Annotated in this window: 26 protein-coding genes and 4 pseudogenes; 16 read left to right on the top strand and 14 right to left on the bottom strand. The window is 68.2% G+C overall.

The window, feature by feature from the left end; all coding sequences use genetic code 11:
• The first annotated feature begins 337 nt into the window (after positions 1 to 337).
• Entirely contained in the window at positions 338 to 2,503 is a 2,166-nt protein-coding gene (locus tag HEP85_RS36695) for a carbohydrate-binding protein (protein WP_248002552.1), read from the top strand.
• A 200-nt stretch (positions 2,504 to 2,703) separates the two neighbouring features.
• Here the strand turns inward: HEP85_RS36695 and HEP85_RS36690 are convergent, their stop codons facing one another.
• From HEP85_RS36690 to HEP85_RS36675, 4 genes are all read right to left on the bottom strand, one after another.
• Positions 2,704 to 2,907, bottom strand: a complete 204-nt coding sequence (locus HEP85_RS36690; RefSeq protein WP_369658010.1) for a hypothetical protein — start codon at positions 2,905 to 2,907, stop codon at positions 2,704 to 2,706.
• 129 nt (positions 2,908 to 3,036) lie between these two features.
• The gene (locus HEP85_RS36685) at positions 3,037 to 3,135 is read right to left on the bottom strand and encodes a hypothetical protein (RefSeq protein ID WP_369658154.1); all 99 of its coding nucleotides are present in this window, start codon (positions 3,133 to 3,135) and stop codon (positions 3,037 to 3,039) included.
• Between the two features lie 453 nt (positions 3,136 to 3,588).
• A complete protein-coding gene (locus HEP85_RS36680; protein ID WP_168531760.1) occupies positions 3,589 to 4,434 on the bottom strand; it encodes an aldo/keto reductase in 846 nt (281 codons plus the stop codon).
• Positions 4,435 to 4,536: 102 nt separating this feature from the next.
• The gene (locus tag HEP85_RS36675; protein WP_248002228.1) at positions 4,537 to 5,724 is read right to left on the bottom strand and encodes an MFS transporter; all 1,188 of its coding nucleotides are present in this window, start codon (positions 5,722 to 5,724) and stop codon (positions 4,537 to 4,539) included.
• Between the two features lie 266 nt (positions 5,725 to 5,990).
• Here HEP85_RS36675 and HEP85_RS36670 point away from each other — a divergent pair, with 266 nt between their 5' ends.
• Positions 5,991 to 6,881, top strand: coding sequence for a LysR family transcriptional regulator (locus HEP85_RS36670; protein WP_168531758.1), 891 nt, complete (start codon positions 5,991 to 5,993; stop codon positions 6,879 to 6,881).
• 233 nt (positions 6,882 to 7,114) lie between these two features.
• On the opposite strand, the gene HEP85_RS36665 is transcribed toward HEP85_RS36670, so the two are convergent.
• A complete protein-coding gene (locus tag HEP85_RS36665; protein ID WP_168531757.1) occupies positions 7,115 to 8,890 on the bottom strand; it encodes a CdaR family transcriptional regulator in 1,776 nt (591 codons plus the stop codon).
• A gap of 79 nt (positions 8,891 to 8,969) precedes the next feature.
• Between HEP85_RS36665 and HEP85_RS36660 the strand changes: the two genes are divergently transcribed.
• Genes HEP85_RS36660 through HEP85_RS36645 form a run of 4 tightly spaced genes read left to right on the top strand, consistent with a single transcriptional unit; the run spans position 8,970 to position 12,632 of the window.
• Positions 8,970 to 9,287 (top strand): hypothetical protein, encoded by a 318-nt coding sequence (locus HEP85_RS36660; RefSeq protein WP_248002227.1) that lies wholly within the window; start codon positions 8,970 to 8,972, stop codon positions 9,285 to 9,287.
• Positions 9,278 to 11,920 carry an ATP-dependent chaperone ClpB gene (gene clpB / locus HEP85_RS36655; protein ID WP_168531756.1) on the top strand — a complete coding sequence of 881 codons (2,643 nt, stop codon included), beginning with the start codon at positions 9,278 to 9,280 and terminating at the stop codon, positions 11,918 to 11,920. The genes HEP85_RS36660 and clpB overlap by 10 nt, the downstream gene beginning before the upstream one ends.
• Positions 11,917 to 12,363 carry a thioredoxin gene (trxA, locus tag HEP85_RS36650; RefSeq protein WP_168531755.1) on the top strand — a complete coding sequence of 149 codons (447 nt, stop codon included), beginning with the start codon at positions 11,917 to 11,919 and terminating at the stop codon, positions 12,361 to 12,363. The genes clpB and trxA overlap by 4 nt, the downstream gene beginning before the upstream one ends.
• 5 nt (positions 12,364 to 12,368) lie before the next feature.
• Positions 12,369 to 12,632: a UBP-type zinc finger domain-containing protein gene (locus tag HEP85_RS36645; protein ID WP_148012074.1), complete on the top strand. Its 264-nt coding sequence runs from the start codon at positions 12,369 to 12,371 to the stop codon at positions 12,630 to 12,632.
• Here HEP85_RS36645 and HEP85_RS36640 read toward each other — a convergent pair.
• Positions 12,614 to 12,775: a hypothetical protein gene (locus HEP85_RS36640; RefSeq protein WP_369658009.1), complete on the bottom strand. Its 162-nt coding sequence runs from the start codon at positions 12,773 to 12,775 to the stop codon at positions 12,614 to 12,616. The two genes, HEP85_RS36645 and HEP85_RS36640, sit on opposite strands and share 19 nt — an antisense overlap.
• Before the next feature lie 9 nt (positions 12,776 to 12,784).
• On the opposite strand from HEP85_RS36640, the gene HEP85_RS36635 reads away from it, so the two are divergent.
• Together HEP85_RS36635 and HEP85_RS36630 are read left to right on the top strand one after the other, a co-directional pair.
• Entirely contained in the window at positions 12,785 to 14,446 is a 1,662-nt protein-coding gene (locus HEP85_RS36635; RefSeq protein ID WP_369658008.1) for an FAD-dependent oxidoreductase, read from the top strand.
• Between the two features lie 393 nt (positions 14,447 to 14,839).
• Positions 14,840 to 15,168: pseudogene (locus HEP85_RS36630) on the top strand (transposase); the annotation flags it as partial.
• Positions 15,169 to 15,585: 417 nt separating this feature from the next.
• Here the strand turns inward: HEP85_RS36630 and HEP85_RS36625 are convergent.
• The gene (locus tag HEP85_RS36625; RefSeq protein ID WP_168531752.1) at positions 15,586 to 16,203 is read right to left on the bottom strand and encodes a TetR/AcrR family transcriptional regulator; all 618 of its coding nucleotides are present in this window, start codon (positions 16,201 to 16,203) and stop codon (positions 15,586 to 15,588) included.
• Between the two features lie 226 nt (positions 16,204 to 16,429).
• On the opposite strand from HEP85_RS36625, the gene HEP85_RS36620 reads away from it, so the two are divergent.
• From HEP85_RS36620 to HEP85_RS36610, 3 genes and pseudogenes are all read left to right on the top strand, one after another.
• Positions 16,430 to 17,128 carry an MBL fold metallo-hydrolase gene (locus HEP85_RS36620; protein ID WP_369658007.1) on the top strand — a complete coding sequence of 233 codons (699 nt, stop codon included), beginning with the start codon at positions 16,430 to 16,432 and terminating at the stop codon, positions 17,126 to 17,128.
• 19 nt (positions 17,129 to 17,147) lie between these two features.
• Positions 17,148 to 17,553 (top strand): annotated as a pseudogene (locus HEP85_RS36615) (FKBP-type peptidyl-prolyl cis-trans isomerase).
• A 143-nt stretch (positions 17,554 to 17,696) separates the two neighbouring features.
• Positions 17,697 to 17,888: a hypothetical protein gene (locus HEP85_RS36610; RefSeq protein WP_248002226.1), complete on the top strand. Its 192-nt coding sequence runs from the start codon at positions 17,697 to 17,699 to the stop codon at positions 17,886 to 17,888.
• Between the two features lie 130 nt (positions 17,889 to 18,018).
• Here HEP85_RS36610 and HEP85_RS36605 read toward each other — a convergent pair whose 3' ends face one another.
• Together HEP85_RS36605 and HEP85_RS36600 are read right to left on the bottom strand one after the other, a co-directional pair.
• Positions 18,019 to 18,729: a peptidylprolyl isomerase gene (locus HEP85_RS36605; protein ID WP_248002225.1), complete on the bottom strand. Its 711-nt coding sequence runs from the start codon at positions 18,727 to 18,729 to the stop codon at positions 18,019 to 18,021.
• Between the two features lie 1,051 nt (positions 18,730 to 19,780).
• On the bottom strand, positions 19,781 to 19,927 hold the full coding sequence (locus HEP85_RS36600; RefSeq protein WP_168531748.1) for a hypothetical protein: 147 nt from the start codon (positions 19,925 to 19,927) through the stop codon (positions 19,781 to 19,783).
• 194 nt (positions 19,928 to 20,121) lie between these two features.
• On the opposite strand from HEP85_RS36600, the gene HEP85_RS36595 reads away from it, so the two are divergent.
• Positions 20,122 to 20,889 (top strand): alpha/beta hydrolase, encoded by a 768-nt coding sequence (locus HEP85_RS36595; protein ID WP_168531747.1) that lies wholly within the window; start codon positions 20,122 to 20,124, stop codon positions 20,887 to 20,889.
• A 546-nt stretch (positions 20,890 to 21,435) separates the two neighbouring features.
• On the opposite strand, the pseudogene HEP85_RS36590 reads toward HEP85_RS36595, so the two are convergent.
• Positions 21,436 to 21,940: pseudogene (locus HEP85_RS36590) on the bottom strand (site-specific integrase); the annotation flags it as partial.
• Between the two features lie 10 nt (positions 21,941 to 21,950).
• Positions 21,951 to 22,101: pseudogene (locus HEP85_RS36585) on the bottom strand (IS5/IS1182 family transposase); the annotation flags it as partial.
• Positions 22,102 to 22,196: 95 nt separating this feature from the next.
• Between HEP85_RS36585 and HEP85_RS36580 the strand changes: the two are divergent.
• Positions 22,197 to 22,598: a hypothetical protein gene (locus HEP85_RS36580; protein ID WP_168531746.1), complete on the top strand. Its 402-nt coding sequence runs from the start codon at positions 22,197 to 22,199 to the stop codon at positions 22,596 to 22,598.
• Between the two features lie 142 nt (positions 22,599 to 22,740).
• Here the strand turns inward: HEP85_RS36580 and HEP85_RS36575 are convergent, their stop codons facing one another.
• The 3 genes from HEP85_RS36575 to HEP85_RS36565 form a co-directional block, all read right to left on the bottom strand.
• Positions 22,741 to 23,139 carry a type IV toxin-antitoxin system AbiEi family antitoxin domain-containing protein gene (locus tag HEP85_RS36575; RefSeq protein ID WP_211117739.1) on the bottom strand — a complete coding sequence of 133 codons (399 nt, stop codon included), beginning with the start codon at positions 23,137 to 23,139 and terminating at the stop codon, positions 22,741 to 22,743.
• Positions 23,136 to 23,990, bottom strand: a complete 855-nt coding sequence (locus HEP85_RS36570; protein ID WP_168533134.1) for an IS5 family transposase — start codon at positions 23,988 to 23,990, stop codon at positions 23,136 to 23,138. The genes HEP85_RS36575 and HEP85_RS36570 overlap by 4 nt, the downstream gene beginning before the upstream one ends.
• 140 nt (positions 23,991 to 24,130) lie before the next feature.
• Positions 24,131 to 24,613 (bottom strand): hypothetical protein, encoded by a 483-nt coding sequence (locus HEP85_RS36565; RefSeq protein ID WP_369658006.1) that lies wholly within the window; start codon positions 24,611 to 24,613, stop codon positions 24,131 to 24,133.
• 226 nt (positions 24,614 to 24,839) lie between these two features.
• Here HEP85_RS36565 and HEP85_RS36560 point away from each other — a divergent pair, with 226 nt between their 5' ends.
• From HEP85_RS36560 to HEP85_RS36550, 3 genes are all read left to right on the top strand, one after another.
• The gene (locus HEP85_RS36560) at positions 24,840 to 25,070 is read left to right on the top strand and encodes a hypothetical protein (protein WP_248002224.1); all 231 of its coding nucleotides are present in this window, start codon (positions 24,840 to 24,842) and stop codon (positions 25,068 to 25,070) included.
• A gap of 395 nt (positions 25,071 to 25,465) precedes the next feature.
• The gene (locus HEP85_RS36555; RefSeq protein WP_168531744.1) at positions 25,466 to 25,999 is read left to right on the top strand and encodes a SigE family RNA polymerase sigma factor; all 534 of its coding nucleotides are present in this window, start codon (positions 25,466 to 25,468) and stop codon (positions 25,997 to 25,999) included.
• Between the two features lie 9 nt (positions 26,000 to 26,008).
• On the top strand, positions 26,009 to 26,842 hold the full coding sequence (locus tag HEP85_RS36550; protein ID WP_168531743.1) for a hypothetical protein: 834 nt from the start codon (positions 26,009 to 26,011) through the stop codon (positions 26,840 to 26,842).
• Positions 26,843 to 26,980: the final 138 nt, after the last annotated feature.

Raw genomic sequence — 26,980 nt, 5'->3', positions numbered from 1 at the left:
CGTGCCCTCGGGGACCAGGGGTGCAGGAAGGGGCTCCGACCTGCGGAGACCAGCGGTCGGCAGTTCATCCGCGCGAAACGATTGACGGGGCTTCACTCAGAACCTAACTTCTCGACTATCGATAACCGATGGGAGTTCGATGTCGAATCGGTCCAGGTCCCGCCGAGCCGTTCTCGCGGCCGCTGCGGTCTTCCTCTCTCTCGGCTCGGGCGGCCTCGCCGCGAGCGCGCATGCCTCAGAAGGTCCACACACGTACTACGTCTCACCCGGAGGGTCGGACCGGCATCCGGGTACCGCACGGTCGCCGTTCGAGACCGTCCGCCGGTGTTCGGCCGTGATGTCGGCGGGTGACCGCTGCGTCATCGGATCGGGCACGTATCACGAGACGATCACCCCGGCCCGGAGCGGGACCGCTGCCGCGCCGATCGCCTACGCCGCAGCGCCCGGTGCCCGGGTCGTCATCGACGGCGCCGACCCGGTGACCGGATGGAAGGCGGTCTCCAGCGCCGACCTGACCGCCGCCGAAAGCGACGATCCCTTCCTGGCCGGCTCCGATTTCGCGACCGCGGTCGCGACCGGCCAGGTCTACCAGGCGCACGTCACCATCAACCCGCACCTCACCGGCAACCAGGTGTTCTGGGACGGCGCTCCGCAGATCGAGGCGCAGTGGCCCTACCCCGGCGACGATGTGAGCGTGCCGAAGCTGGCCTCCGCCCAGTCGGGCACCACCGACAGCCTCTCCGACACCGCCCTGACGCAGCCGGCAGGCTTCTGGAACGGCGCGCTGCTGACGGCACACAACTGGTTCGTCAGTGAAACCGGCACCGTCACCGACTCACAGGTCGGCACCATCACCGCGGCGGGCCTGCCCGCCTGCGTCGGGCTGAGCCCGAACCAGAGCACCAACTACTCCCTCAAGGGAAAGCTCGCGCTCCTCGGGAAACCCGGCGAGTGGTTCTACCGGAACGCGGACCACACGCTGTACCTGTACTCGCCCGACACCTCCAAGCCCTCGGTCCGCTCCGTGGAGGCCAAGCAGCGTGCCCTCGCCATCGACCTCAGCGGCCGCTCGCACATCTCCGTCCTGGGCCTGGGTATCCGCGGCGCCACCGTCCAGACCTCCTCTACCTCGACCGGTGACGTCCTGGACGGCATCGTGGCGCGGGACATCTCCGCCGACGCAGAGCTCCAGCCCGACCCGAACATGGTGACCACGCCCGATGGCTGCGCCGTGCTGACCGCAGGCGAGACCACGTCCGGCATCCTGCTCAAAGGACACGGCAACGTGATCCGCAACAGCCTGATCGACGGCAGCACCGGCAACGGTGTAGCCATGTTCGACAGCGGCAACACCGTCACGAACACCACGATCCTGCATGTGGACACCCTGGGCAGCTACGCGGCGGGCATCAACGTCCTCGGCTCGAACCAGCGCATCACCCACAACACCATCGAGAGCTCCGGCCGCAGCGACATCAACATCGACAACAAGGTCGCGGGGACCACAGCGGGCGGTCACGACATCTCCTACAACGACCTGTCCGACTACGACAACCTGGTCGTCGACGGCGGCGCCGTCTACGTCTGCTGCTCGGTGAACCTCGCGACCACAATGATTCACCACAACCAGTTCCACGACCCGTCCCCGTTCGCGCACACCGCGCCGGCGCCGGGCGTCTACCTGGACAACAGCACCTTCAACGCGACGGTGTACAACAACGTCGCCTGGAACCGCACGACGTACGGGGCCGTCCTGATCAACCCCAACGGGCAAAGCACATCGGGAAACCGGATCTACAACAACACGTCCGGCACCGACACAAACGTCGCCAGCACCTTCGGTGGGACCTTCTCCGACACCGAGATCGTCAACAACATCGGCGTCACCGGAACCGGCCCGGGGATCACCAACTCGAACAACCTCACCCCAGTGAGCGCCGCGCAGTTCACCAACCCCGCCGCGAACGACTTCACCCTCACCGCGAGCTCGCCGGCCCGCAACGCGGGAGTGGTCCATCCCCCGGCAACGGACGGATACCGCGACCCGCAGCCGAGCCTGGGCGCCTACCAGTACGGCGTGCCGAAGTGGGTCGCCGGCGCCACCCGGGCCGGGCAGCGGATCGAAGCCGAGTCCTACACCTCAAGCAACGGGGTCAGTCCCCATGCCGCCGCCACGGGCACGGTCGTCGGTAGCTTCGACGGCGGTGACTGGATCGGCTACGACAACGTCGACTTCGGCGATGACGCGAACCTGTTCACCGCATTCATCGGAGTAGACGACGCGTATGCCAACAAGGGCATAGAGATCCACCTCGACTCCGTGACGGGGCCGCAGATCGGTGTGCTCTCCGTCGCGGGCACCGGCGGTTTCGACACCCTCTCCGTCCAGTCAACGTCGGTCACCCCCACCAGCGGACACCACCGCGTCTTCCTCGTGGCGTCAGGCGGACAGCCCGGATTCGGCAACATCGACTACTTCTCGTTCAACCGAGCGGGCCGGTAGTCGGTGCGACACCGCAGGTCATAGAAGCAATGCCGTCGTTCAGCAGCCGCGTCCACCGGGTTACTGACCCGGTGGACGCGGCCGTCATCCGCGTGCGGCGCGGCGGCCCTCTGCATCCAGGAGCTCGATCGGGATAGAGCCGAAACGAATCCTCGCAGCTTCCACGACGATCTCGCCTGGACTGGTCGGTCAGGTATCGCTCACCGGCGGCGCTCGCGCCGCAGGAAGACCTTGCGCGAGGCGGCGCCCACCGCGCCGTGGAAGGCCACGTCGGCGCGGTCGAGAGTGCGCGCATCACATCGATCGGCAGCATCCAGCGAAGTCCGGGCACTCTCCTTGATGCCGCGCACTTCGACGGGTGCGGCGAAGGCGGCGACGCTCCGGACCTTCTCCGATTCCATCATCAGGCGGTGGACCAGGAGGATCAGGACGATGGCTGCCGGGGACCTGCTCGGCCGCCTGCTGCGACAGTTCCGGCCGACGAGCATCGACGAGCTACGACACCACTTCCCTGATCGAGGTGCTGGAACAGATCAAGACCTTCTACACCGGCGAGTCGGTGGTGCCTGAGCTCCGCCCTGCTCCCACAAGTGTTTCCGCCGGCGCACGCTCTCGGGATGCATCCCCACCATCCGTGCAACCTCGGATGTAGAACGTCCCTGTTCGAACAACTCGACCGCCCGCATGCGACAGGCCTCGGTCAACTGCGGCGGCATCAAAGGCAGAACGGAGACGTCGGTAACAACAGCCTGCGACTCGGAAGACACACCAACATGCTCACACCGCCAAAGCCCCTGCACCCACAGAAATAACGAAAAGCTCAGTAGTTGCGCGCGGAACTTGCGGTGCACCGCGTTCAGTTGAACGACGTGCCCGTGGCCAAGGAGCGCAGGAAGGTGCCCGGGGTGGGAGCCTGCACCCCGTGCAACGCGACCCGTAGGTCCGCCAGTCCAGCAGTGTGCCGCAGCGTCCGCCGTTCGACGACCCCCTCGACCGCCACACACAGTGCGGTTGGTCGACGGGGTGCGCAGCGAGCCCCCATTCCGACGACGAGCAGGGGCGCGCCATCCTTTCAGCAAGCTCCTTCAGAGCATCTCCAGGGGCGTGGGCCCGCTGGGCGGCGGGAACGCCTCGTCGAGGGCGTCGAGCGTCTCGGTGGGAAGGTGGAGGTCCACCGCCCCGCGGATCTCCCGAACGTGCTCGGGTGATCCGGAACGCGGGATCGCGGCCGCCCCCTGTTCCAGCACCCAGGCGAGTGCCACCTGGGCCGGCGTGGCTCCGAGGGCCCGGGCCACGGCACCCAGAGCCTCGACCTTCAGCAGCCGCCCCTGCTCGATCGGGGAGTAGGCCATGACCGTCACCCCGGCCTCGCGGCACCAGGGGAGCAGATCCCACTCGACGCCGCGCCGGGAGAGGTTGTACAGCACCTGGTCGACGGCGCCCGCGTCGCCGCCGGGAAGGGCGGTCAGCTCGACCATGTCGGCGACGTCCAGATTGCTCACGCCCCAGTAACGGATCTTCTCGGCCTCCATCAGGTCGGTGAATCCCGCAAGGGTCTCCTCGAGTGGCCACCGTCCCCGCCAGTGCAACAGGTAGAGGTCCAGCTGTTCCGCACGGAGCCGCCGCAGGCTGCCCTCGCAGGCGGCGACGGTGCCCTTCCGGTCGGCGTGGCCGGGCAGCACCTTGCTGACGAGAAAGACCTCCTCCCGGCGTCCCCGCAGGGCCTCCCCGACGAGCTCCTCGGCTGCGCCGTCGCCGTACATCTCCGCCGTGTCGACGACGGTCATGCCCAGGTCCACGCCCAGCCGCAGCGCGGCGATCTCCTGTTCACGCCGGGCCGGTTCCTCGCCCAGGTACCAGGTGCCCTGCCCGAGCGCCGCGATCTCCTCGCCGGAGGGGAGCGCGATCGTTCTGGCCGATTCCGTAGACATCTCGGGCCTCCCGTCTGCCGCGGATCCGTGTCACGCGCGCCCGAAACGAGTACCCAGGTCCGCGCCTCCCGGACAACCGGTGTCACATGCGCCGTAGGGAGGTCAGGAGGGGCGAGTGGACTGCGCCGAGAGCGTGCCGGGACCGGGTGCGCGGTCGCGCGACGCGAGGGCGACCGACACGACGGCGCCACAGGAGAGGACCGCCGCGAAGCCGATCATCGCGGTCTGCACGGTGAAATGCCGCAGGGCGATGCTGAACAGGACGGAGGGCAGGCCCATTCCCAGGTACGCGACGACGAAGAACACGGCGAGGACCCCCGCGCGTGAGGCGGGCTCGGCCACTGAAACGGCACGTTCGACGCCTCCCTTGAACAGCAGCCCGGAGCCGGCTCCCGACAGGGACACGGCGACCAGGTAGAGCCAGAGCGCCGGGTGGTACAGGGCGACGGCGCACAGGACCAGGCCGACCGGGAATGCCACTGCCCCCACGGTCAGGACCCGGGGCAGTGGGAGGCGGCCCAGCACCAGCTGGGCGGCCGCCGCGGAACCGAACATGAGGAAGGCCGCCAAGCCGACCACGAGGTGCGAGTCGGTGTGCAGGGTGCCATGGAGCACGCTCGCCCCGAGGGAGGAGATCAGGCCGAGGATCGCGAAGGCGAAGGCGCCCAGCGCCCCGGCCGCGCCGAACGTCCGGCCGCCGCCGGGGCGCAGGACGAACCTGCTGGGCGGTTCGGCCGCGGGCAGCTCCAGGTCCACGGTCTCCGGGGTGGACAGCACCAGCGCCAGGCAAACTGCCATGGCGAGCGTGAAGATCGCCTGGGCGGTGATCAGGGGCGCGGGAAGCCACTCCGCGGCGACTCCGGCGACCAGGGGCCCTGAGGCCAGGCCGCCGAGGTTGGCGGCGGTGGCCACGATGCCGGGCAGCACCGAACCCGTCCGTTCCGGACGGGCCTCGTGGTGGAGGTCGTGCAGGTACGTCGTCGCGGTCGAGGCCATCAGGCCCAGACCGACACCGTTCAGTATCCTGCCCGCGATCAGCCCCGGCAGGTCCTGCCACGCGATCAGTACGACCGACGCGACGATGCCGACCAGTAGCGCCGGGACGATGACGCGCCGTCGGCCGAGCCGGTCCGACAGGTGTCCCAGTCCGAGGAAGGCGGCCGCCGCTCCCACGACCATCGACGCGTACGCCACCGTGACCGTGGTCGCGCCGAAGTGGTCCCGGGCCTCGTACAGCGGCCACAGCGGGGTGGGCGCGGTACCGAAGGCCATCAGCACGGTGAAGGCCACCGCCACGAACCAAAAGCCGGTCGTGTGCGAGGCACGCCGCCGGGCGGGGGCGCGGGGCGGCAGGTCGGCGGGAGCGGGTGCGGGGATCGGATGGGTCGGGTCGTCGGGAGCGTCGGCTGTGGGACGGCTCAGCGGCGTCGGAACGGCAGGCAGGGGTACCCCTCCTCGGGCAGAAATGGATGGCGCTTTCCATCTTCCTCACCAGCAAGGATCAGTGCCAACGAATGTTTTTGCTGGGTTCGAGCAATGCGAGTGATACTTCTCGTGTGGAGCTACGTCAGCTGGAGCACTTCATCGCGGTCGCCGAGGAGCTGAGTTTCACGCGTGCCGCCCGACGGCTGCACGTGGTGCAGTCCGGGGTGTCCGCCGCGATCCGCTCCCTGGAGCGCGAGCTCGGTTGCGCGCTGTTCGAGCGCACGTCGCAGCAGGTCCGGCTCACCGGGGCGGGCGCGGCGCTGCTGCCGGAGGCTCGGGCCACCCTGCACGCCGCCCAGACGGCCCAGGACGCCGTGCGCGACGCACAGGACACGTTGCGCGGCACGGTGAATGTGGGCGCCATGGCCTCGGTCGAGGTAGTGGACCTGCCTGCGCTCCTCGGACAGCTGCACGCGCGGCATCCGGCGATCGACGTCCGGCTGCGGCTGGCGACGACCGGATCGGCGGGACTGGCGCACGCACTGCTCAGCGGGGACCTGGACGTGGCCTTCCTGTCGCTGCCCGAGCACAAACCCGCCGGGATCGACGCACGGGAGCTGGCCACGGTGCCGCTCGTCCTGGTGGTGAGCGCCGCCCATCCGCTCGCGCAGCGGGGGGAGGTGGCACTTACGGACCTCGCGGGAGAGCCCTTCGTGGACTTCCCGCCGGGCTACGGCAACCGCGAGGTGGTCGACCGGGCGTTCGCGGTGGCGGGCGTCGTACGCCGGGTGGCACTGGAAGTGCCCGACATCGACATGGGGGCGGCACTGGTCCGGCACGGTCTGGGCATCGCCTTCCTGCCCGCGTTCGCCGTTGCCCGCACCCCCGGCCTGCACGTCCTGGACGTCGACGGCACCATGCTCCGCTGGAGCATGCATCTCGGCACGTCGTCGACCCGGCGGCCCAGCTCGGCCCTGCGGGCGCTGCTCGACCTGGTCGACCTCCACGTCATCGCCCTGTGACGCCCGGACCGCGGCCCGGGCGTTACAGGGCGGTGGTGTCCGGCCCCTGCGCTCGCTCCGGCCGCGGCATCTGGCGCGGCACCCGCTGACGCTCAGGCTGCCGTCGCCCATGGGTGGCGTCGGACACCTTCTCGGCCCCTTCGAGGCTGGACCACTCACCCACTGCAGCTCTGTAGCAGGGCAGCCCGCCCACCAGCTGCTGACACCGATCGCGCGAGAGCTCTGGTGAGGCATCAGCTGGGGCTGCCCAGCACGATCTTCCACACTCGGGTCGCCACCTGGAGGTTCAGCCGGTCCTCGACGTTCGCGAGGTCGTTGCCGCTGATGTCGCGGATGCGCTGGAGCCGATAGCGCAGTGTGCTGCGGTGGATCGCGAGGGACTCCGCGGTTTCGTCGTAGTTGCCGCCGCAGTCGAAGTAGCGGGACAGGGTTTCCACCATGGCCGCGTGGTGCCGGGAGTCGTAGTCGATGAGCTGCCCGAGACACTCGTGGACGAACGTCTCCAGTTCCCGGTAATCGTTGCCAGGTCCCAGGATGCGGTAGAGGCCGAGCTCGTCGAAGAAGGTCGTGCCGTAGCGCTCGCGGGAGCGGCGGCGCACTTCCAGGGCGCGCTGCGCCTCCTGGTAGTGGTGGGGGATGTCGGTCAGCGAGTCGCAAGGGGCGCTCACTCCGATCGTCCCGGACCGTGTCCCGGTCTTCCGGGCGAGCGCCTCGTACAACGCGCGGGCGTGCGGCCTGTCGTCGGCGACCAGGACCACGTGGTCGGAACGTCGGGTCAGCAGCGAGCGCATGCCCACGGCAGCGGCTGCCCGTCCCACGGTCTGCGCGAAGGAATCGTCCGCAATCCTGTTCGGCCACTGCACCACGACGATGTAGTGGCTGCGGTGCAGGTCGTGTCCCACTGCCTCGGACCGGGCGTAAGCGCTCGCCTCGTCCGTCCCTGCCAGGAGGTCGTCGACGAGCTCGCGGTGCAGCCTCAGCTCCACTTCGGCCAGATCGCGCAGGTGCGTCAGCTCCGGGGCGAGCGACGCGGCGGCGTGTTCCAGCGCGAGCACGGTGTGCTCGTCGGCCTCGCCCCGGACATCGACCAGGGCCAGCACGCCCAGGATCTCGCCGTGCGGGCGGACCAGGGTGATCAGCCGGTCCTTTATCCGCACCGGCCCCGCTTGACAGGCGACGGCGTGCAGCATTTCGTCGTGGCGCACGGGGTCCGGTTCGGGATAGGGGTCGGGGCGGCTGGGGCCGGTCCAGGACCTCAACCGACCGAAGCGGTCCTCGACCAGCGCGGGAAGCCCAGTGAGCCTGTGCAGTGCACGGGTTATGGCTTCCTCGCTGCCGCTCGAGGCAGCGACGTCGGCCATGAGCGCATGGACGGCTCGCTGGTACCCCAGCTCGGCCACGGCACAGATCAGCTGCCGCTGGAGGGCTGTGCGTTCGTCTCTCAGTCGCTGCAGCTCCAGCGCGTCATCGCGTCGGCGGCGGTGTGCGAAGGCGGCTGACAGTGCAGCAGCGGTGTGCCGGACAAGTGTGGCGAGCAGGGATCGTTCGGCCTCGGTGGGCCGGGAGCGGGACGTCACCACGAGGTAGCCGTGGAGTCCCTCAAGTCCGCGCAGCCCCAGGGCCCGGCCCCAGGGTCTGCCGGGTACGGTCACAGGGCCGTCCTGCCCGGCCAGCTGCCGCACCCTCCGACCCACGGCCGAGGCATGCTGCCCATTCCTCGGGCTGGGGACCAGGGCGCCGCCCACCTTGAGGTATCCGGCCTCGGCTCGGTATGGCCCCGCGGCGGCTATGTGGTCCATGGCCAGTCGCAGGATCTCGTCTTCGTCCGGGGTGTCGAACAGCGTGCGGAAGAGCACCATCAGGTCGCGGGGGTCATGGTCGGCTGGGGCGCGAGCGGGTGGGCGGGGCTGTCCGCGGGTGGTGTAGCGCCACCGGGCGCTGCCCGGCGAAAGGCTGCCCGCCCGGTCGGGGCAGCGGTGGTACGCGCTGTGCGTCCGGCTGCCGGCCATGGGATCACTCCGTTCTCCCTGAGCCTTCAGGGAGGCGAGTGGTAATGCGCGTACCCGCGCCGGGCCCGACTTATCCGAGATGTTCGGATTTTTTCTCTCGTACTCGTGGGGCAACCTGACTCGTGCATTCCTGACTCGCCAGGCGCAGGCGTGCAGCCACCCGGTTCATCACCCTGGGGAGTGCTCGAGACCTCCCAACCGCCGGGGCCGCGGGATCGAACACCAGGCGCCCCGCGGCGTCGCGGTCGTCGCCCGCATCCAGCGGCTGCGCACCGGACTCACCTACGCATCCATCGGCCCGGTGCTCGACCTGTTCGACCTGTTCGACCGCATCAGCCTGCTCGACGCCGCACTGCGCGGCCGCGGCACGAGGAGTGAAACACGCCCATGGACATGAACCGTCTCACCCAGAAGTCCCAGGAAGCCCTCCAGGAGGCCCAGACAGCGGCCGTCGGCATGGGGCACACCGAGGTCGACGGGGAACACCTGCTGCTCGCACTTCTCGATCAGGAGGACGGTCTGATCCCGCGGTTGCTACAACAGGCCGGCACCGAGCCGAAGGAACTGCGCGCGGCCGTGCGTGAGGAACTCTCCCGCCGCCCAAAGGTCACCGGCCCTGGCGCGGCACCCGGCCAGGTCTTCGTCACCCAGCGCCTCGGCCGCGTGCTCGACGCCGCCGAACAGGAGGCCAAACACCTCAAGGACGAGTATGTGTCCGTGGAGCACCTCCTCCTCGCCCTGGCTGAGGAGAGCTCTTCGACCGCGGCCGGGCGACTGCTCACACAGGCCGGCATCACCAGGGACTCGTTCCTGAGCGCGCTCACCCAGGTCCGCGGCAACCAGCGCGTCACCTCCGCCAACCCCGAAGTGGCCTACGAGGCTCTGGAGAAGTACGGCCGAGACCTGGTCCTCGAGGCTCGGTCCGGGCGGCTGGATCCGGTCATCGGCCGTGACGCGGAGATCCGCCGCGTCACCCAGATCCTCAGCCGCAAGACCAAGAACAACCCCGTCCTCATCGGCGACCCCGGCGTCGGCAAGACCGCCATCGTCGAGGGCCTGGCCCAGCGCATCGTGCGCGGCGACGTCCCCGAGGGCCTGCGCGACAAGACGGTGTTCGCCCTCGACATGGGCTCCCTGGTCGCCGGTGCCAAGTACCGCGGCGAATTCGAGGAACGCCTCAAGGCCGTCCTGTCCGAGGTGAAGGCCGCCCAGGGGCGCATCCTGCTCTTCGTCGACGAACTCCACACCGTCGTAGGAGCGGGCGGTGGTGCCGAGGGCGCCATGGACGCGGGCAACATGCTCAAGCCGATGCTCGCCCGCGGCGAACTCCACATGATCGGCGCCACCACCCTCGATGAGTACCGCAAGCACATCGAGAAGGACGCCGCCCTCGAACGCCGCTTCCAGCAGGTCCTGGTCGACGAGCCGAGCGTGGAGGACACCATCTCCATCCTGCGCGGACTGCGCGAACGCCTGGAGGTGTTCCACGGCGTGAAGATCCAGGACACCGCACTGGTCTCCGCGGCCACCCTCAGCCACCGCTACATCACCGATCGGTTCCTGCCCGACAAGGCCATCGACCTCGTCGACGAGGCGTGCGCACGGCTGCGGACCGAGATCGACTCGATGCCCGCCGAACTCGACGAGATCACCCGGCGCGTCACCCGCCTGGAGATCGAGGAAGCGGCCCTGTCCAAGGAGACCGACACCGCCAGCAAAACACGCCTGGAGGAGCTGCGCAGGGAACTGGCCGACCTGCGCGGCGAGGCCGACGCCAAACACGCCCAGTGGGAGGCCGAACGACAGGCGATCCGCCGCGTGCAGGAACTGCGCCAAGAACTGGAGCAGGTCCGCCACGAGGCAGAGGAGGCCGAACGGGCCTACGACCTCAACCGCGCCGCCGAACTCCGCTACGGCCGGCTCCAGGACCTGGAGCGCCGACTCGCCGCAGAAGAGGAGAAACTGGCCGCCAAACAAGGGCAGAACCGACTGCTGCGCGAGGTCGTCACCGAGGAGGAGATCGCCGAGATCGTCGCCGCCTGGACCGGCATCCCCGTCGCCCGCCTCCAGGAGGGCGAACGCGAGAAACTGCTGCGCCTCGACGAGATCCTGCGCGAGCGCGTCATCGGCCAGGACGAAGCCGTCAAGCTTGTCGCCGACGCCATCATCCGCGCCCGCTCCGGCATCCGCGACCCGCGCCGCCCCATCGGCTCGTTCATCTTCCTCGGGCCCACAGGCGTCGGGAAAACCGAGCTGGCCAAGACGCTCGCCCGGACTCTGTTCGACTCCGAGGAGAACATGGTCCGCCTCGATATGAGTGAGTACCAGGAGCGGCACACCGTCAGCCGGCTCATGGGCGCACCGCCCGGATACGTCGGCTACGAGGAAGGGGGCCAGCTCACCGAGGCCGTACGCCGCAAGCCGTACTCGGTCGTGCTGTTCGACGAGATCGAGAAGGCGCACACCGATGTCTTCAACACCCTGCTGCAGATCCTCGATGACGGCCGCATCACCGACGCTCAGGGCCGCACCGTCGACTTCCGCAACACCGTGATCATCATGACGTCCAACATCGGCTCCGAGCATCTCCTCGACGGCGCCACCGCCGAAGGTGAGATCAAGCCAGGCGCCCGCGCCCTGGTGATGGGCGAGCTACGCGGCCACTTCCGCCCAGAGTTCCTCAACCGCGTCGACGACATCGTGCTGTTCAAACCGCTCGGCGAGCGGCAGATCGAGCGGATCGTGGAGCTGCAGTTCGACGAACTGCGCCGCCGCCTCGCCGAACGCCGCATCACCGTCGAACTCACCGACTCAGCCCGGAAAGTGATCGCCCACCAGGGCTACGACCCTGTGTACGGGGCCCGGCCACTGCGCCGCTACATCTCCCACGAGGTCGAAACCCTGGTCGGACGCGCCCTGCTGCGCGGCGACGTCCAGGACGGCGCGACGGTCCGCGTCGACGCCGAACACGGAGAGCTGGTGGTCACCTACGACCAGCCCGAGGACGTGAAGGGAGCGCGGGCGGTATGAGCACGATGCAGGCGACGACCGTCAGTTGTCCGAACTGCGGGCGCACCAACCGAGTGCCCGTGGCCGCGGAGGGCCGCCCCAAGTGCGGCCACTGCGAGCAGCCCCTACCGTGGATGGTGGACGCGGGTGACGACGACTTCACTGAGGTCGCCGAGCGGGCCGACGTCCCCGTCGTGGTCGACCTGTGGGCCACCTGGTGCGGCCCCTGCCGCATGGTCAGCCCCGCGCTGGAGAAGGTCGCCACCGATCTCGCCGGCCGAATCAAACTCGTCAAGGTCGACGTCGACAAGAACCCGCGGCTGTCGCAGCGTTTCAAGGTCCAGGCTGTACCGACACTGCTCGTCCTCGACCAGGGGGAGACGGTCGCCCGGCAGGCGGGGGCGGCGCCCGCCCCCGTGCTGCGCCAGTGGGTGGAACAGTCGATCACGGCCCGGGAAGGGTGATCCGGATGACCCTGCACGCAGACCCCCACCTCGCGCTTGTCCGGCCGGTCCAGCCACTGACCCCAGAAGGGTGTCAGGAGTGTCTGCTGCTCGGCTCCCCGTGGGTCCACCTGAGGCTCTGCCTGACCTGCGGGCACGTCGGCTGCTGTGACTCCTCGCCGAACAAGCACGCGCGCATACACGCCGCTGCCGACGGCCATCCGATCGTGCAGTCGTTCCAACCCGGCGAGGAATGGCGCTGGTGCTACGTTCACGAGGCGTTCGTCTGATGTCCGGCGACCAGCCGCTGCCGGGCGGAGAAGCGGTGCCGGAGGAAGCGGACGACGCCGTCTTCGGGGAGACCCCAGACACCTGCGGCGCGTATCCGCGCCTTACGGAGGACCAGATAGCACGTCTGGCGGAGCACGGGCAACGCCGGAGCATGGCTCCGAACGACGTGCTGCTCCGGGAGGGGGAGCGCTGCGAGACGTTCTTCGTCGTCCTCAGCGGTACCGTCGCCGTCGTCGAGGACCACGGCACTCCCGAGGAGCGCGTGCTGCGCGTGCACGGCCCCGGTCGCTTCATCGGCGAACTCGGGCTGCTGCACGGGCAGGTGGCCTTCTACACCGCTGTCGCCAGGGAGCCGGGCGAGGTCCTCGTCGTCTCCCTGGACCAGTTGCGCCACCTGGTGGCCCAGGACTCCACCATCGGGGACGTCGTGCTGCGCGCCTGTCTGGGCCGTCGCGCGCTGCTCGTCGGACAGGGCGCCGGCTTCCGCATCATCGGCTCGCGCTACTCGCCCGACACCCGGCGGCTGCGCGAATTCGCCATCCGCAACCGGTTGCCGCACCGCTGGATCGACCTGGAGACCGACGAGGAGGCCGAGGAGCTGCTGCGCCGCTTCGGCCTCGGCCCGGAGCAGACACCGCTCGTCATCTGGCGGGACACCACCCTGTTGCGCAACCCAAGCAACGCGGAACTGGCCCGGCTCATCGGCCTGCCGTCACTGCCCGCCGGAAACCGTCACGGCGACGTCCTCATCGTCGGCTCCGGACCCGCCGGCCTCGCTGCCGCGGTGTACGCCGCCTCGGAGGGCCTGAGCACCACCGTGGTGGAGGCGATGGCCACCGGCGGCCAGGCGGGCACGTCGTCCCGCATCGAGAATCTGCTCGGCTTCCCTGCCGGCATCTCCGGCGCCGAACTGACCGAACGCGCCGTGCTCCAGGCCGACAAGTTCGGCGCCAGGTTCAGCATTCCGGTGGAGGCGACCGGTCTCCATCCCAAGGACGAGGACCACTACGTGGTGGCGTTCGCCGACGGCAGCGAGATCGCCGCCCGCGCTGTCGTCCTGGCCACAGGTGCCCGCTATCGCCGGCTCCAGGTACCCGGTATCGAACGTCTGGAGGGAACGAGCGTCCACTACTCGGCGACCTTCTACGAGGCCAAGCAGTGCCGCACCGACCCGGTGGCCGTCGTCGGCGGAGGCAACTCTGCGGGCCAGGCGGTGCTGTTCCTCGCCGGGTACGCGTCGAAGGTGCACCTGCTGGTCCGAGGACCCAGCCTTGAGGCCAGCATGTCCCGCTACCTGGTCGACCAGGTCGAGCGCCATCCGCGGGTGGAGGTCATGCTGCACACCGAGGTCACCGAGGTCATCGGCCAGGAGGTGCTGGAGGAGCTCGACGTGGTCGACAACCGCACGGGCGGACACCACCGACTCGCGGTACGGGGCCTGTTCGTCTTCACCGGCGCCGACCCCCACACCGACTGGCTCGCCGGCATCACCGCCCTCGACTCCCGCGGCTTCGTCCTCACCGGCCCGGATGCCCAGGAAGCCTGCGCCTACCCCGAGGTGTGGCACGGCCGCGGGCGCGCGTGCATGCCCCTGGAGACCAGCCTGCCCGGGGTCTTCGCGGTAGGGGATGTCCGTAACGGCTCGGTGAAGCGGGTGGCCTCGGCGGCCGGTGAGGGCGCGATGGCCATCCACTTCGTGCACCGGCACCTGGGGCACTCGGCCGCACCCGGCACCACGGGCACGTCCGCTGCCGCGGGCGGCTCGGACGCCTCCCCGCGCCTACGTCACAAGGAGTCCGCGTGGCTCGCATGACGAATGGCGGGCGATGAGATCACGAGGGGGAAGAAGGAGGCCATGACGAGGGCCATGGCCGTCCGGCGCCACCGCGGTGGCGGTCTGTGGGAAAGGCCCGTCTGGGCACCGCCCCTCTCAGCCCCTTGGCCGAGTTCGACGAACTGCTCAACCAGATGAGCGGCCTGCTGGAGTCGACGGTGGGCACGGCACCCGCGATCGCGTGGACACCTCTCGCAGACGTGTCGGAGTCCGCGGACGTGTCACGAACCGGTCGAGACCTACAGCAACGGCGTACGCCACGTCGTCGTGCTGGACCCCGACGGGAACAGCCTCTCGCTCGCCCAGGCACCCACCCAGTGAACCGAGCTCTGGGCGGGGACGGATGCCGGCAAGGCCGCGCATCACTGTGCGGTGATCGACACAGACGGGACGAAGGTGCTCTCGCGCCGGGTCCTCAACGACGAGCCCGAGCTCCTGGAGCTGAGGCGATGTCCTGGCACTGGCTGAGGACAGCCCGGTGACCTGGGCCGTCGACCTGAACGGCGGCGGGGGCACTCTGCTGACCGGCCATGGGCAGCGGCTGCTCTACATTCCTGGCCGAACCCGTCCACCACGCCCCCCGTGGTTACCACGGCGACGGCAAGACCGATGCGAAGGACGCCTACGTCATCGCCGATCAGGCACGGATGCGCCGGGACCCCTACAGTCTCTGCAGGAGTGGGACGAGATCGCGGTGGACCTGAAGATTCCTCACCGCCCGCCGCTGCGACCTGGCCGCCGACCGCACCCGTGCCATCCGCACCGCCTACCTCCGCCTCATCGCCGACGACCCCTACGTGGTCGAAGTCCACGACGGGACCAGTACCCAGATCGTCGTCTCGATGCCGCTCGGTAAAGAGTGGATAGCCAAGTCCAGGCAGCGACTCTCGGCGGCCCGAGTCGCCCTTGCCCGTGACACAGAAGATCACCATGGCGCACATCCCTGACCCGGGCCTGTCCTGCACCCCACTCCAACTGCTTGACAACGAAGATTGGGAATCAGTCAAGCTCAGGGAAAGGTCCTTGCCCGTCGTCCTGCCCTCGGCTCGCCTGCGCGTCCCGCTGCGGCCCAACGAATCCGGCCCTGACGATCTGACAGCATCGCGCCGAGCAAGCGGTCATCTGGGTGCAGGGCCGAGCGGGAATGCGAGCCGACTGATGATCTCCTCCTCCAGCGGACCGGGTGGCGGCCACGGGAATCGGGGAATGTGAGCGCGGAGCAGGATGAGGCCGTGCAGGGCCGCCCAAAGAGCGGTCGCCGTGGCGAGAGCATCCTCTGCACGGGACGTGCCCTCGTGCATCGCATCGGCGACGTCGCGCAGAAGTATCGAGAATGCTTCGGCGGGAGCGAGCTGACTCGCGATGGGCTCGCCGACAATGGGCGCGAGCTGGCGTACCGCCTGGTCAATGCGTTCTTCCGTGATGCTGCTCCCCCTGAGCCGCGGCCGGGAGAACAGAACGGCGTAGAGCTTGGGCTGCTCGGCACCGAAGGCGAGATAGGCGTGGCAGTCGGCCAGAAGTCGTTCACGCGCGCCTTCTGCTCCCGCCCGGGCGGTCTCAAGTTGACGCACCAGCAGTGAGCGGGTGTCGGTGACCACGGCCTCCACGATCTGGTCGGGCGTGTCGAAGTGCGCGTAGATCGACGGTGGCGCGATGCCGACCTTGCGGGCGATGGCCCGCAAGGTCACCGCGCTGTCTGATCCGGTCTCGACCAGCAGCTCGCGGGCCGCGGTCACGATCTCGTCGCGGAGTTGCCCTCCCTGACCTCGGGGGTTGCGTCTGCGTGCTGCCGCTGGAGCCATAGCAATGACTTTACAGGCGTAAGTTCTCATGCTCTACTTACGGCCGTAAGGTTACAGGGAGAGCGTGAAGGAAGATGATCATGGATGGTTCCGTTCGTATACGCACAGCCGACGACCGCATGAACGTCGGTGGCGGCGGCGAAGCGCCGCGGTGCACCGCATGAGCACCACGACCGTCACCCCACTTTCCATGGGCAACAGCAACGCCTACCTCCTGCGTGGCGAGCAAGCGATCCTCGTGGACACAGGCGGACCAGAGGACGGCGACCGCCTGCGCGACGCGTTGTCCGCGCAGGGCCTTCAGCCTCGCGACATCGCCCTGGTCCTCCTGACCCACGGCCACAATGACCACAGCGGCACGGCGGCGTCGTTCGCGGATGCGGGCGTTCCGATCGCGGTCGGCCTGGGTGACGAACAACTCCTGCGTACCGGACGCATCGGCGTACTCCCGATCAGTCATCCAGCCGGTGCGGTGTTGAGGCCCCTGGTTCTGCGCGCAAGGGCCCAGCCGGTCGAAGCCGACATCCTGGTGGAGGACAAGTTCGACCTGAGTCCCTATGGCGTCGACGCGCATGCCGAGCGGTTCGGCGGCCACACCCCCGGGTCGCTCGTCGTCCGCGTCGGCGACGATACGCTCGTCGGCGACCTGGTCCGCGGTGGCATGCTGCGCCGCCAGAGCCCGAAGCGCCATTTCTTCACCGAGGACGCCACCGGAGTGCGCAGGGCGCTCATGACCGAGCTCGACCGCCGTCCGCAGCGCCTGCTCCCAGGCCATGGCGGGCCCCTCGACGCGGACGAGACCCGACGACGCCTCGACAAGGTCGCTCCGGTGCCCGGTCGGCTCGCAGCATCCGAGTGAGGCAGGTGATGAAGCTGCAATGAGTGAACTGACGAAGCCCGAGGTCGACGTTCCGGAGGGGTGACACTCCAACCGAGTTGGTCATCCGGGACCTGGTCGTCGGGGTCGGGGCTGAGGTGAGGCCGGGCATGGTGGTCAGGGTCCACTATGTCGGGGTGACCTTCGAGTCCGGTAAGGAGTTCGATGCCTCCTGGGACCGGGGCCAGCCGTTCAAGTTCGCCCTGGGCAGCGGCAAGGCCATCAAGGGCTGGGACCGGGGGGTGAGGGGGATGAAGGTCGGCGGCCGGCGCGAGATCATCGTTCCCCCGCGTCTCGGCTACGGCAATCAGTCGCCCTCACCGTTGATCCCGGCGGGCTCGACCCTGGTCTTCGTGGTGGACTTGCTGGACGCGTATTCCAGCACAACCGGGTGGAGCAACGCCTAGAGCCCCTGACCGCTCCTCCCCCACGACGTACTGCGCTCGGCAAACGGGGGAAGCCGCCGGCGGGGGCGTACCGCGTCAGGCACCTCGAAGCCCAGGAAGCGGCATGGCGCCACGCCCCCCGACTGACCGAATATGTGAACGCCGTGCGCACGCGAATCGAGGCCATGCCGCCGGGGAAGGCGAGAACCGCGGCCGAAGCATGGATCAGCTGGGCAGCGGACACCGTGGAGAGTCTCGACCCCCTGGAAACTCCACCCCAGTTTCCCGACATCCCCGGGCCGCGAGCCGACGAGCTGAAGCCCTTCCTCGGGCACTGGAGCCCCTACGACCCCTGACGCACCACCCGCCCGACGGCCCGCCCAGCGTCCACAGCCAATTGCAGCACGAGGCGTGCAGCAACGGCTACTTCACATCACCGTGAGACCAGGCACATAGCTGGACCCACGGTGACCGCACCACAGTTCATCAGGGCCGGCAGGACGGCCGGACGCTGAGCAACTCGGTCCGCAGCACGGGCATGCCGTCAACAGGCGCCGGGTCCTGCGAAGTTGGCTCGATACCGCCAGCAGCGATCTCGTCGAGCGTCTTCAGGCCGGCAGCACCGACAGTGCCGAACACCGTGTAGTCCGGTCGCAGCGCGGAGTTGCCGTAGACGACGAAGAACTGCGAACCGTTCGTGTTCGGCCCGGCGTTGGCCATCGCCAGCAAACCGCGCCCGTAAAGGCGACGGACGCCGGTCGGATCGCTCGGTGCCGGCGGCAGGTCCACCGGCAGCTCGTCCTTGTACTCGTACCCCGGCCCACCCTCGCCAGTGCCGGTCGGGTCGCCACACTGCAGGACCTTCAGCGTCGGATACGCCGTCAGCCGATGGCACACCGTACGGTCGTAGAACCGGTGCCGCGCCAGGTGCACGAAGCTCTGGACCGTGCACGGCGCCTTCGCCCGGTCCAGACTCAGCGGGAGCCGGCCCTGGCTGGTCCGGACAGCCATACCGACCGTGCCGTGACTGGGGGTGTGCCGCGGGTCGGGCGGCAGGGGAACCCGCCGCGCCGCCGGCTCGTCCGGGGTCTGGGTGTACTGGCAAGGACCGTGCGTGGTTCGCGGCGGTGCATCGTAGGCGGAGGCGGTGGTGCTGCCCCCGGACACGACCAACACTGCTGCGGCCAATGCGGCCATGAGAGCTCGGTTCATCCTGCACACCCTCCAAGAGATCGCCAGATTTCGGAGCGGTCGCAGCGTAAAACGCGGCCCGGCGGGCGAGAACCCGCCCGCAAGCCAAATCCACCTCCCAGCCTTCGGCCCGCGGCCGCAGGCCACTTCGTTCGGATGCAGCACAGCGTCGGCTGGTCGATGAGGGCGTCCACCCGGTGAACGACGGATGCTCCCCGAACCCGGTCGAGCGGCCTCCCCAGCCCACGCAGAGGTCCCCACCGAACGCTGCTGTGCGCATGAGGTGATCTCACCGGGGTGCCGCTGTCGAGACTGACGGTGCCGCTACCGTCATCTCGGGTCACTCCGGGGGAAGGCGTCGCCGGTCGGCCAGCGTTCCGGCAGACCGAGAGCGGTGTGGACGGAGCGAATCGCGGGCTGGCGCTCGACCTGGATCCCAGCCAGTTGCGCGGTTGCCCAGGCAGGGAAGATGGGGGGCAGGAAACGAGGCGGGATCCGGGCTTTGCCAGAGAACGGGAGTGGAAGAGGGCTTCACTGGTGACATCCGGAGCATCCGCCGGTTCAAGGAGCCGCATAGCCCGTTGCCGAAGTCACTACCCACACCGCCACCTCCGGTCAGAACTGTTCCCAAGCCCCGGCGTGTGGTCCGTTGGATCATGACCGCCCCCGGCCGGCTACCGGAAGTCCGGTGCCACTGAGTCCAAGGAGATCCGCACCGGCTGTCCACACCTGGACCTCACCGTCCGACACGTGCGACAACCCCGCCCGAGAGGTTGAGCATCCCCCATCCCGTCTTCGGCAAGTGGCATTGATCGATCCGAAGGTGGATGACCTCAGCGGGCCGCATAGCCCCGAAGTACATGCACCCGAAGAACGCTTCAAGATGAGGACCCCGCCCCGGCTAGCGAGCAACGGCCTCCATCAGCCGAAACACCTGGGCCGTATGGGGAACCGCGGCCGGATCCACCTCCGCATTGACTGCTGGCCGACGGCTCAGGCGAACCTCGTGCCGGACGTGTCAGGCCCACTTCCGCCCGACTGCCCCGCTCCACGAACTTCATGAGCCCACCCCGTATCCGCCGTTGCTGATCACCGCGCGGAGCTCGAACACGGCCTCGGCGCCGGCCACGCTCCGACGGGCGCCAGTGATGTTCATCCGGTCCTTCACCAGTGAAGGGGCGTGCACGGCGCTGAGGGCACCCACGCGTGGCAGAAAAAGGGGTGGGTGGGATCGCGGTCGGGCTGGTAGCTTTCAGTCGACCGTGACACCGTCTGAGGAGGTGAGACCCATGAACGCTGTATCCATGTGGGTGCTCCCCCTTGCCGTCACGGCCGGCGATTGACGTAGGTGTCGCCGGGAGCGCCTCGACAACAAGGCACTCCCGAAGGGCATCACCTATGCACTCTCTGCAGTTCACCGCCGAGTCGTCGTCGAACGGCGTGCTCGAACGCGACTTCACCGTGGGCGGCGTCCCCGGTGTTCTGTGGTCGCCGGCCTCCAGGACGGCCGATCGCGCGCCCGCGATCCTGATGGCTCACGGCGGCGGCAACCACAAGAAGCACCCGGCGATGTCCGGCCGCGCCCAGCGCCTTGTGACCGGCTGCGGCTTCCATGTCGCCGTCATCGACGCGCCCGGTCATGGCGACCGGCCGCGCACGGCGCACGACGAGGCGGAGATCGCCGAGCTGTTCCGGGCGAGGGCTGCGGGCGAGCCGGAAGGCCCGATCATCGTGCGCTACAACGACCACTTGGCGCAGCTCGCCGTGCCCGAGTACCAGGCGGCGCTGGATGCCCTCCAAGAACTCCCGGAGATCGGCACCGACGGGCCGGTCGGCTTCTGGGGCATCAACATGGGCACCGCGATCGGCGTACCGTTCGTGGCGATCGAACCCAGGATCAGTGCGGCGGTCTTCGGTCAGCACTGGCCCGATGTCCTGGCCGAGAAGGCGAAGCAGATCACCATTCCGATCGAGTTCGACATGCAGTGGGACGACGAGCACATCTCCCGCGAGGAGGGTCTCGCGCTGTTCGACGCCTTTGCCTCGAAGGAGAAGTCGTTGCACGTGAACTCGGGCAAGCACAAGGAGCTGCCCCGGTTCGAGGCCGACAGCGCGGTCCGGTTCTTCGCCCGGCACCTCGGCGCGGTCGTCACCGCGAAGGTCTGACCTGAGCGGTTGTGGCGCCTGGCCGGCAACCCGGGCGCCGCAACCGCGGGTTCGCGTTGAGGCTGCGCATCCGGACGACTGGCGGGGCTGGCCGCCGAGTGCGGACAGCCGATACTGGAGTACGCGCCCGGACCGTACGGGGCGAGAGCGCCGACGACCCGCCGGGCTCGTCGAGGACTTCAAAGGGGCGATCCTGGACGCGGCCGCTGAGACCAACACCACCCCCACCGGCAATGTGAAGCAGCTTTGCTGAGACGGCCTCCTGCCGGGGCACCCCCTTATGAAGTGCCCAAAAACCCCCGCCATCAGCGGTTTCGCTGGGAACGGGGTCTTCGCATATCTACAGCCATGCGCAGGCAGATGCCGCCGAAAGCAGCCCTTTGCCAGTGATCACGCTGCAATGGCGTGTTGATCTTGCAGATCTTCGCGGCAGGTCAGAAGGCCTGTGACCCGCCTCCGAACGAAGCTCTGTGGACCATATGTGGACGGGCGCGAGCCCCGTACCGTTCCCAGCCCGGGGCTCGCATCCGCCAGCGGCGCAGTTGATCAGTCTGCGGTGTCGTCCTCCTCCCCCAGTCCTTGCATGATCCGGTCGTTCATCTCCTGCTCCTGGCCATATATGCACTTGGTTGAGCCACAGGGAGACTCCCGCGTGACGAAGGTCGTACGGCCGGAAGGCAAGGACCGAGGACACCTGATCCGGAACGAGGGTCAGTTCGCGCGCCTGCTTCCATGCACGCGAGTACGAGGAGGCCGCGACCACTTTGCCCCGCTCGCTGGAGAAGAGCCGGCTGTCCTTCGCCGTACCGAACTCCTTCAAGTGCTCGCGCAACAGCCGCACCAGCGGAGGCGGAATCGGCACGATGCGCACCTCGCCCTGGGCCCGCTGCTTCAGCCCCCGCCGGTCATGCGCCTCGCCGGAATCGGTCCACGCCTTCCCCGCCGAAGGACGCGTCTCCGCCAGCTCGATACGTCCCCAGCCCGACGCCGGAAGCGTGCAGTCGGAACGCCGGAGCCCGAGTGCCTCCCCAGGCCGCATGGCCGCGTAGTAGGAAGTCATCTCAATTGGTGAGCCTCCGGTAGCAAATGAGAGTGCAGGCGAGGAAGTGCTCGGCTTTGTGCTCGTAGCGTCGCTGGAGGCGGCGGCAGCCGGCGAGCCAGGCGTTCGACGGTCCAGCGGTGGCGTCCCAGTCGCTGTGAGGACTCGACGCCCACCTCTCGCCATCGTCACCCTCGGGTCGCTGATTCCAGATTCCAAAGACGGAACTCGCTTGCAGTCCCTTCCCCGCATGCGGTGATACTCGGCCATGAGCAGAATCGCCGAGGTCATCGTGTTGGCCGGCAGTGCAGAAGAGAGCATGGAACCGCTGACCCGGCGAAACCCCAACCGTAAGTGGTCTGGACAATTCACCCCTGCCGGGCATGGCTGGGTCGCCGAGTTCGTGCGACGGAGCAACTGGGTCGGACTGCTGGAAGACCTGGAGTCGCAGCCGTGGCCCTCCCCCCACTCCATACAGGTACTGATCCACGACGAGGAAGATGACTGCTTCGGCTTGTGGATGATGCACGACGGTCGACTTGTGGAAGTGCCGTTGCCGCGCACCAGTCGCTACTTCTGGCGAAACCACTACACGGGCGAAGTCGATCCAGACTGCCCCGGAATTCTCATGCGCACGGACAAGTCCGATGGCTCGCCCGAAGGAGACTGAGTGCCGGCCGTCACACTGTCCTGTCCAAGCAGGTCGCCCCGGGCTGCGGTACAGCCGCGAAGTACAGCAACCTCCGCACCCACGACCGACCGCCACCAGACCCAAGCACTCGACTGACGTGCCTGATAGACCTCAGAGGGCGTTAAGTCCGTTTCTGGTAGCGGCCGCGTCCGGGTTGTTCGAGGAGTCCTTGACGGACGAGTCGTCCCAGGCGGGAGCGGGTGACGTTGATCGAGGGCTCGTCGGTGGGCAGGCCGAGGTGCTCGTGCAGGTCGCGGACACGGAACACCTTCCCAGGGTGCTCGTTGAACGTGGTCACGATGCGCTGGTAGACGGTGGCGGTCTCCACGAAGGCCGTTGCGTGATCGGGCGGGGTGAGGCCGTCGATGACCTTGCGAGTCGCGGTGAGCTCGGCCAGGCGGGCTTCGGTCTCGGCGAGGCCGGTGGTGAGCCGCACGATCTGCTCGCGCAGGTGGTCGGCTCGTGCGGCGGTCTCATCGTGCTCGGCCTGCAGCAGCCGCAGGAGTTCGCTGACGTTCACGCGGCCAGCTCCACGTCGTCCCGCCAGGCGGGGGCAGGGGTGGTGAGGCGGCGGAGCATGCCGGCGGTGGAGGCCCAGTAGACGCGGGAAGCCGCGTTGTCGGGCCGGTGATCGTAGTCGCGGGCGAGGCGCCGGTGCAGCATGAGGGTGCCGTTGGCCTGCTCGACCACCCACCGCTTCGGTTGCGGGACGAAGCCCTTGCCTTCGTCGTCGGGGTTGCGCCGAACCACCTCGACGGTGATGTCCTTTACCGCCCCGTGGATGATCACAGCGTCCTTGAAACCCTGGTCGACCAGGACCTTTTCCAGGCGCATCCCACATCGTTCGGCCGCCTGGTCCAGCAGGGCGATGCCGGCCTCGTTGTCGTGGGCGCTCGCGGCCAGGACCACCACACCGATGATCAGGCCCAGCACGTCGACTGCGAGTCCCCGCTTCCTGCCAGGCGTCTTCTTGTTCGCGTCCAGTCCCGTCGTCTCCTTCGGCACCCCGGCCGCCACGCGGACGGACTGGGTGTCGATGATCACCAGGGACGGGTCCTCTAATCGTCTGGACCGCTCCCGCACCTGGCAGCGCAGGATCTCCTGAATCCGCTGGTCAAGACCATCCTGGCGCCACAGAGTGAAGTAGTAGAACACCGCCGACCAGGCCGGGAGGTCGTGTGGCAGGAGCCGCCACTGACAGCCCGTCCGGTTCTGGTAGAGCAGCGCGTTCACTACCTCGCGCAGGTCGCAGGAGCCCGGGTCCCCGGTCGCCGACCGCGCCACCCGCTCCTGCTTCCACGCGGTGACCAGCGGCTCGATCAACGCCCACTGCTCGTCGGACAAGTCGGTTGCGTACGGCATCCGTTCCATGCCCACGACCTCATCATGCACACGACATGACCCGAGGGCGGAACTGTCCCATCACCCACGAACGGGCGACACCACATCATCAGAAACGGGACTTAACGTCCTCTCAGTGACCGCCCTGCCCATAGTTCGCATCAAGGGGATCAGCCGCGACGAGCGGACCCTACTGCTCGATCACTGGCCGCCATACCAGCCGAGCGGTCGGCAGCCCGAGTGAACGCTCGGGCAGCCTTTGCCCGGCTGACGATCAAAGCGAACAGGGCTGCCCCAACGGGTACCCCGACAATCTCGCCTGCCTGGAACCCCACATCGAGCGTGGGGCGGAGCCACAGCTGCACCGCAAAGCCGATCACTGCCATCACGGGCACGGCCACGAGAGCGACGGCACATCCAACGCGCCGACGCGGTGGCTCGGTGATGTAGAGCCCGAGCATCGGGACAGCGGCGAACACCTCGACCGCGAGGGTGAGTGTTCTGTCGATCCCGTGGTCTTCGAAGTGCCGAAGCGCCAAAGTTGCGACTCCCCACACAGCAAGGCCGAGCAGAGCACGCAAGGCGACGGAGAGGACCACGCCCCACGCTCCACGGCGATTCGGGACAGTTTCGGGGCCTTGCTCTATCGTCACGCCGAGAGGCTAGCGACCGTTCGGGACGGTGTTTGCCCCGCCCCTGGTTGCGTGGGGCGGCTGACACCAGCGGTTGACACCAACAAGCACGAACAGCAGCGGTCGACGCCGGACCTCCGTGGACGATCGGCCGAAGCGTCGGACCGGTGGGCCGACGTCGACGGTCCTCGGCGATCGACCTGATAAGGATGAGGCTCAAAGCCCAAGCCGAACAGATGATGTCCTCGTGGATCACCTTCCCGTAGACGTACGCGCAGCACTGCGCTTCTTCGCCTTCTACATCGCGAATGGCACTCTCGACGTGGATCTCTTGGAGGGGATCGACTACCGGCCTCAGCTCATGGCGTTCGGCTCTCCGTTGGAGCAAGTCTTTGCGATCTTCGCCAATGTCCTTCAGGTGGACGAAAACGGGGAAGTCCTGAACGAAGGTGACGCCCAGTACCGTGCCGCGCAATAGGTCCGCTCGTACTGCGATCCGAGCTACCTAGTGGAGCCACCGTTCAAGCGTTGGGAGACCGAACTGCACGGGCCGTGACGGCAGTACCGCAGCGAAGTACCGCAACCACAGCACCCGATCACGACCGGTCTCGACTTTCCGAGGCGCGGAAGCAACCGAAATGGCAGTAGATGACCGCTCCGCTTTGAGCTACGGATCAGAAGGTTGCAGGTTAGGCACAGGCTCCCCGAGGCGCTGGCCGGTGCGGAGTGGTCGCTGTAGCACCGCCCCCAGCGTACGGAGCGAGAGTGCGTGCAAGAAAGCGCGAAAACTCGGTTTCAACCTTTGCTGCGCGGCAGCGCTCTACAGAGGGGTGACAGGACACAGCCCCTGACAGGGACCGGAAGGGAGAGCAGATGCCGCAGAACGGTCGAGGTTTCGAGGCGCCACAGAGATCCCAGGCGCCCGAGAGCTTCGAGGCCTTCGCACAGTCGCGCCAGAGATGGCTGTACCGGACCGCATACCTGCTGTGCGGGGACCCGGACACGGCCCGCGACCTTACACAGACCACGCTCGCCAAGCTTTTCCAGCACTGGGGGCGGGCGAGTGCAGCCGACCACATCGAGGCCTATGCCAGGACCGTACTGACCCGCACCTACCTCGCCGAGCGTCGCCGGCGGCTGCGGGACCTGCTGGCTCATTCCCGCCCCGACCCCCGGCCCGCGCCCGACCACACCGACCTGCGGGTGACGCTGATGTCGGCACTGGCCGGGTTGCCCCCCAGAGCACGGGCCATGGTCGTGTTGCGGTACTGGGAGGACCAGAGCGTCGAGTCCGTCGCCGAGCTCTTGAAGTGCAGCGAATCCACGGTCAAAAGTCAGTGCTCACGCTCTCTGGCAAAGCTGCGCACCCAACTGGACGAATCCCACATCTACGCCACGGGGAGCTGAGGAACCGCCATGAAGGACAACATCACCGAAGAAGACCGCCACAGCACCCTACTGGTCCGCGATGCGATGGAAAGTGCGGTGGCGGAGCTGCCCTCGTTGCACGGCCTGGTGTCCGCCGCAGTCACCCAGGGCCGGCGCCGCAAGGCGCGTGCCCGTCTCGCGATCGCCGCCGGGAGCGCTTGTGCAGCCGGGGCGGTAGTGGTCGCCTCCTTGACGCTCTCCGGTGGGGACGGCGCCCGCTCGACGGTCCGTCCCGCCGCGACCTCGCCACACGAGTCGCCCGGACTGGTCCAGCCGAAGCCCTACCGCACACCGGTCCACTGGTATTCGACGGCTCGGGAGGAGCAGATCCTGGAGGGTCTGACGGCGGTCGAGCGGACTCGACGGGCAGAGTTCCAGCAGAAGGCGGCAGTTCTACTCGACCAGCTTCTGCCGGACACTGTCGGCCTGATCCGTCCGGTCTACTCTAACGAGGCGGAGTACCAAGGCGAGACAGAAGGCGGCAAGGTGTTCTACGTCGTCCTCTCCGTGCGGCCCTCCGACGGTGGCCCCGGCCCAAGGCCTTGCTCCTGGAGCCTCACCAAGGGTGGGAGCTGTGAGAACGTCACTCTGTTGGGCGGTATCAAGGCCACGTCGCTTCGCTTGTTCGTCAGATCGCCTGATGTCATGTCCACCGAGGTCGCCTTCGTCTACGCGAACAGCGATGTCGTCTTCAACGTTTACCCGGGCGTGGGCAACTCGGGTTCCTCCCCGATCACAGGGAAGGAACTGATGGCGGCTGCGGGCGACTCTCGGTTCCTCGGCCTGGTGCATGACGCTACCCAACTTCCCTCCTACAGATGACACACCACCCCGGGCGCGCGTCAGGAGCGGTTGATCCGAACTTCCACCGGCGTTCCCGTCGCCCGTCAGATCGCCGACTACGAACGGCGGCTGCGACGTGAAGCTCACGCCCGGAATCTGGCAGCGAAGCAAGCGGTA

Source organism: Streptomyces sp. RPA4-2 (genome assembly GCF_012273515.2).
GTDB classification, from domain to species: Bacteria; Actinomycetota; Actinomycetes; order Streptomycetales; family Streptomycetaceae; genus Streptomyces; species Streptomyces kaempferi.
This window is presented reverse-complemented; position numbering and strand designations above follow the sequence as displayed.

Excerpts from the sequence above, each read along its gene's own strand:
- HEP85_RS36685 (WP_369658154.1), bottom strand. The coding sequence starts at position 3,135 with ATGGTGGGGATGCATCCCGAGAGCGTGCGCCGGCGGAAACACTTGTGG.
- HEP85_RS36605 (WP_248002225.1), bottom strand. The coding sequence starts at position 18,729 with ATGGCCGCATTGGCCGCAGCAGTGTTGGTCGTGTCCGGGGGCAGCACC.
- HEP85_RS36660 (WP_248002227.1), top strand. The coding sequence starts at position 8,970 with ATGTTCGGATTTTTTCTCTCGTACTCGTGGGGCAACCTGACTCGTGCA.
- trxA (WP_168531755.1), top strand. The coding sequence starts at position 11,917 with ATGAGCACGATGCAGGCGACGACCGTCAGTTGTCCGAACTGCGGGCGC.
- HEP85_RS36595 (WP_168531747.1), top strand. The coding sequence starts at position 20,122 with ATGCACTCTCTGCAGTTCACCGCCGAGTCGTCGTCGAACGGCGTGCTC.
- HEP85_RS36665 (WP_168531757.1), bottom strand. The coding sequence starts at position 8,890 with ATGGCCGGCAGCCGGACGCACAGCGCGTACCACCGCTGCCCCGACCGG.
- HEP85_RS36645 (WP_148012074.1), top strand. The coding sequence starts at position 12,369 with ATGACCCTGCACGCAGACCCCCACCTCGCGCTTGTCCGGCCGGTCCAG.
- HEP85_RS36635 (WP_369658008.1), top strand. The coding sequence starts at position 12,785 with ATGGCTCCGAACGACGTGCTGCTCCGGGAGGGGGAGCGCTGCGAGACG.
- HEP85_RS36680 (WP_168531760.1), bottom strand. The coding sequence starts at position 4,434 with ATGTCTACGGAATCGGCCAGAACGATCGCGCTCCCCTCCGGCGAGGAG.
- HEP85_RS36555 (WP_168531744.1), top strand. The coding sequence starts at position 25,466 with ATGCCGCAGAACGGTCGAGGTTTCGAGGCGCCACAGAGATCCCAGGCG.
- HEP85_RS36580 (WP_168531746.1), top strand. The coding sequence starts at position 22,197 with ATGAGCAGAATCGCCGAGGTCATCGTGTTGGCCGGCAGTGCAGAAGAG.
- HEP85_RS36690 (WP_369658010.1), bottom strand. The coding sequence starts at position 2,907 with ATGATGGAATCGGAGAAGGTCCGGAGCGTCGCCGCCTTCGCCGCACCC.
- clpB (WP_168531756.1), top strand. The coding sequence starts at position 9,278 with ATGGACATGAACCGTCTCACCCAGAAGTCCCAGGAAGCCCTCCAGGAG.
- HEP85_RS36550 (WP_168531743.1), top strand. The coding sequence starts at position 26,009 with ATGAAGGACAACATCACCGAAGAAGACCGCCACAGCACCCTACTGGTC.
- HEP85_RS36570 (WP_168533134.1), bottom strand. The coding sequence starts at position 23,990 with ATGGAACGGATGCCGTACGCAACCGACTTGTCCGACGAGCAGTGGGCG.
- HEP85_RS36620 (WP_369658007.1), top strand. The coding sequence starts at position 16,430 with ATGAGCACCACGACCGTCACCCCACTTTCCATGGGCAACAGCAACGCC.
- HEP85_RS36695 (WP_248002552.1), top strand. The coding sequence starts at position 338 with ATGTCGGCGGGTGACCGCTGCGTCATCGGATCGGGCACGTATCACGAG.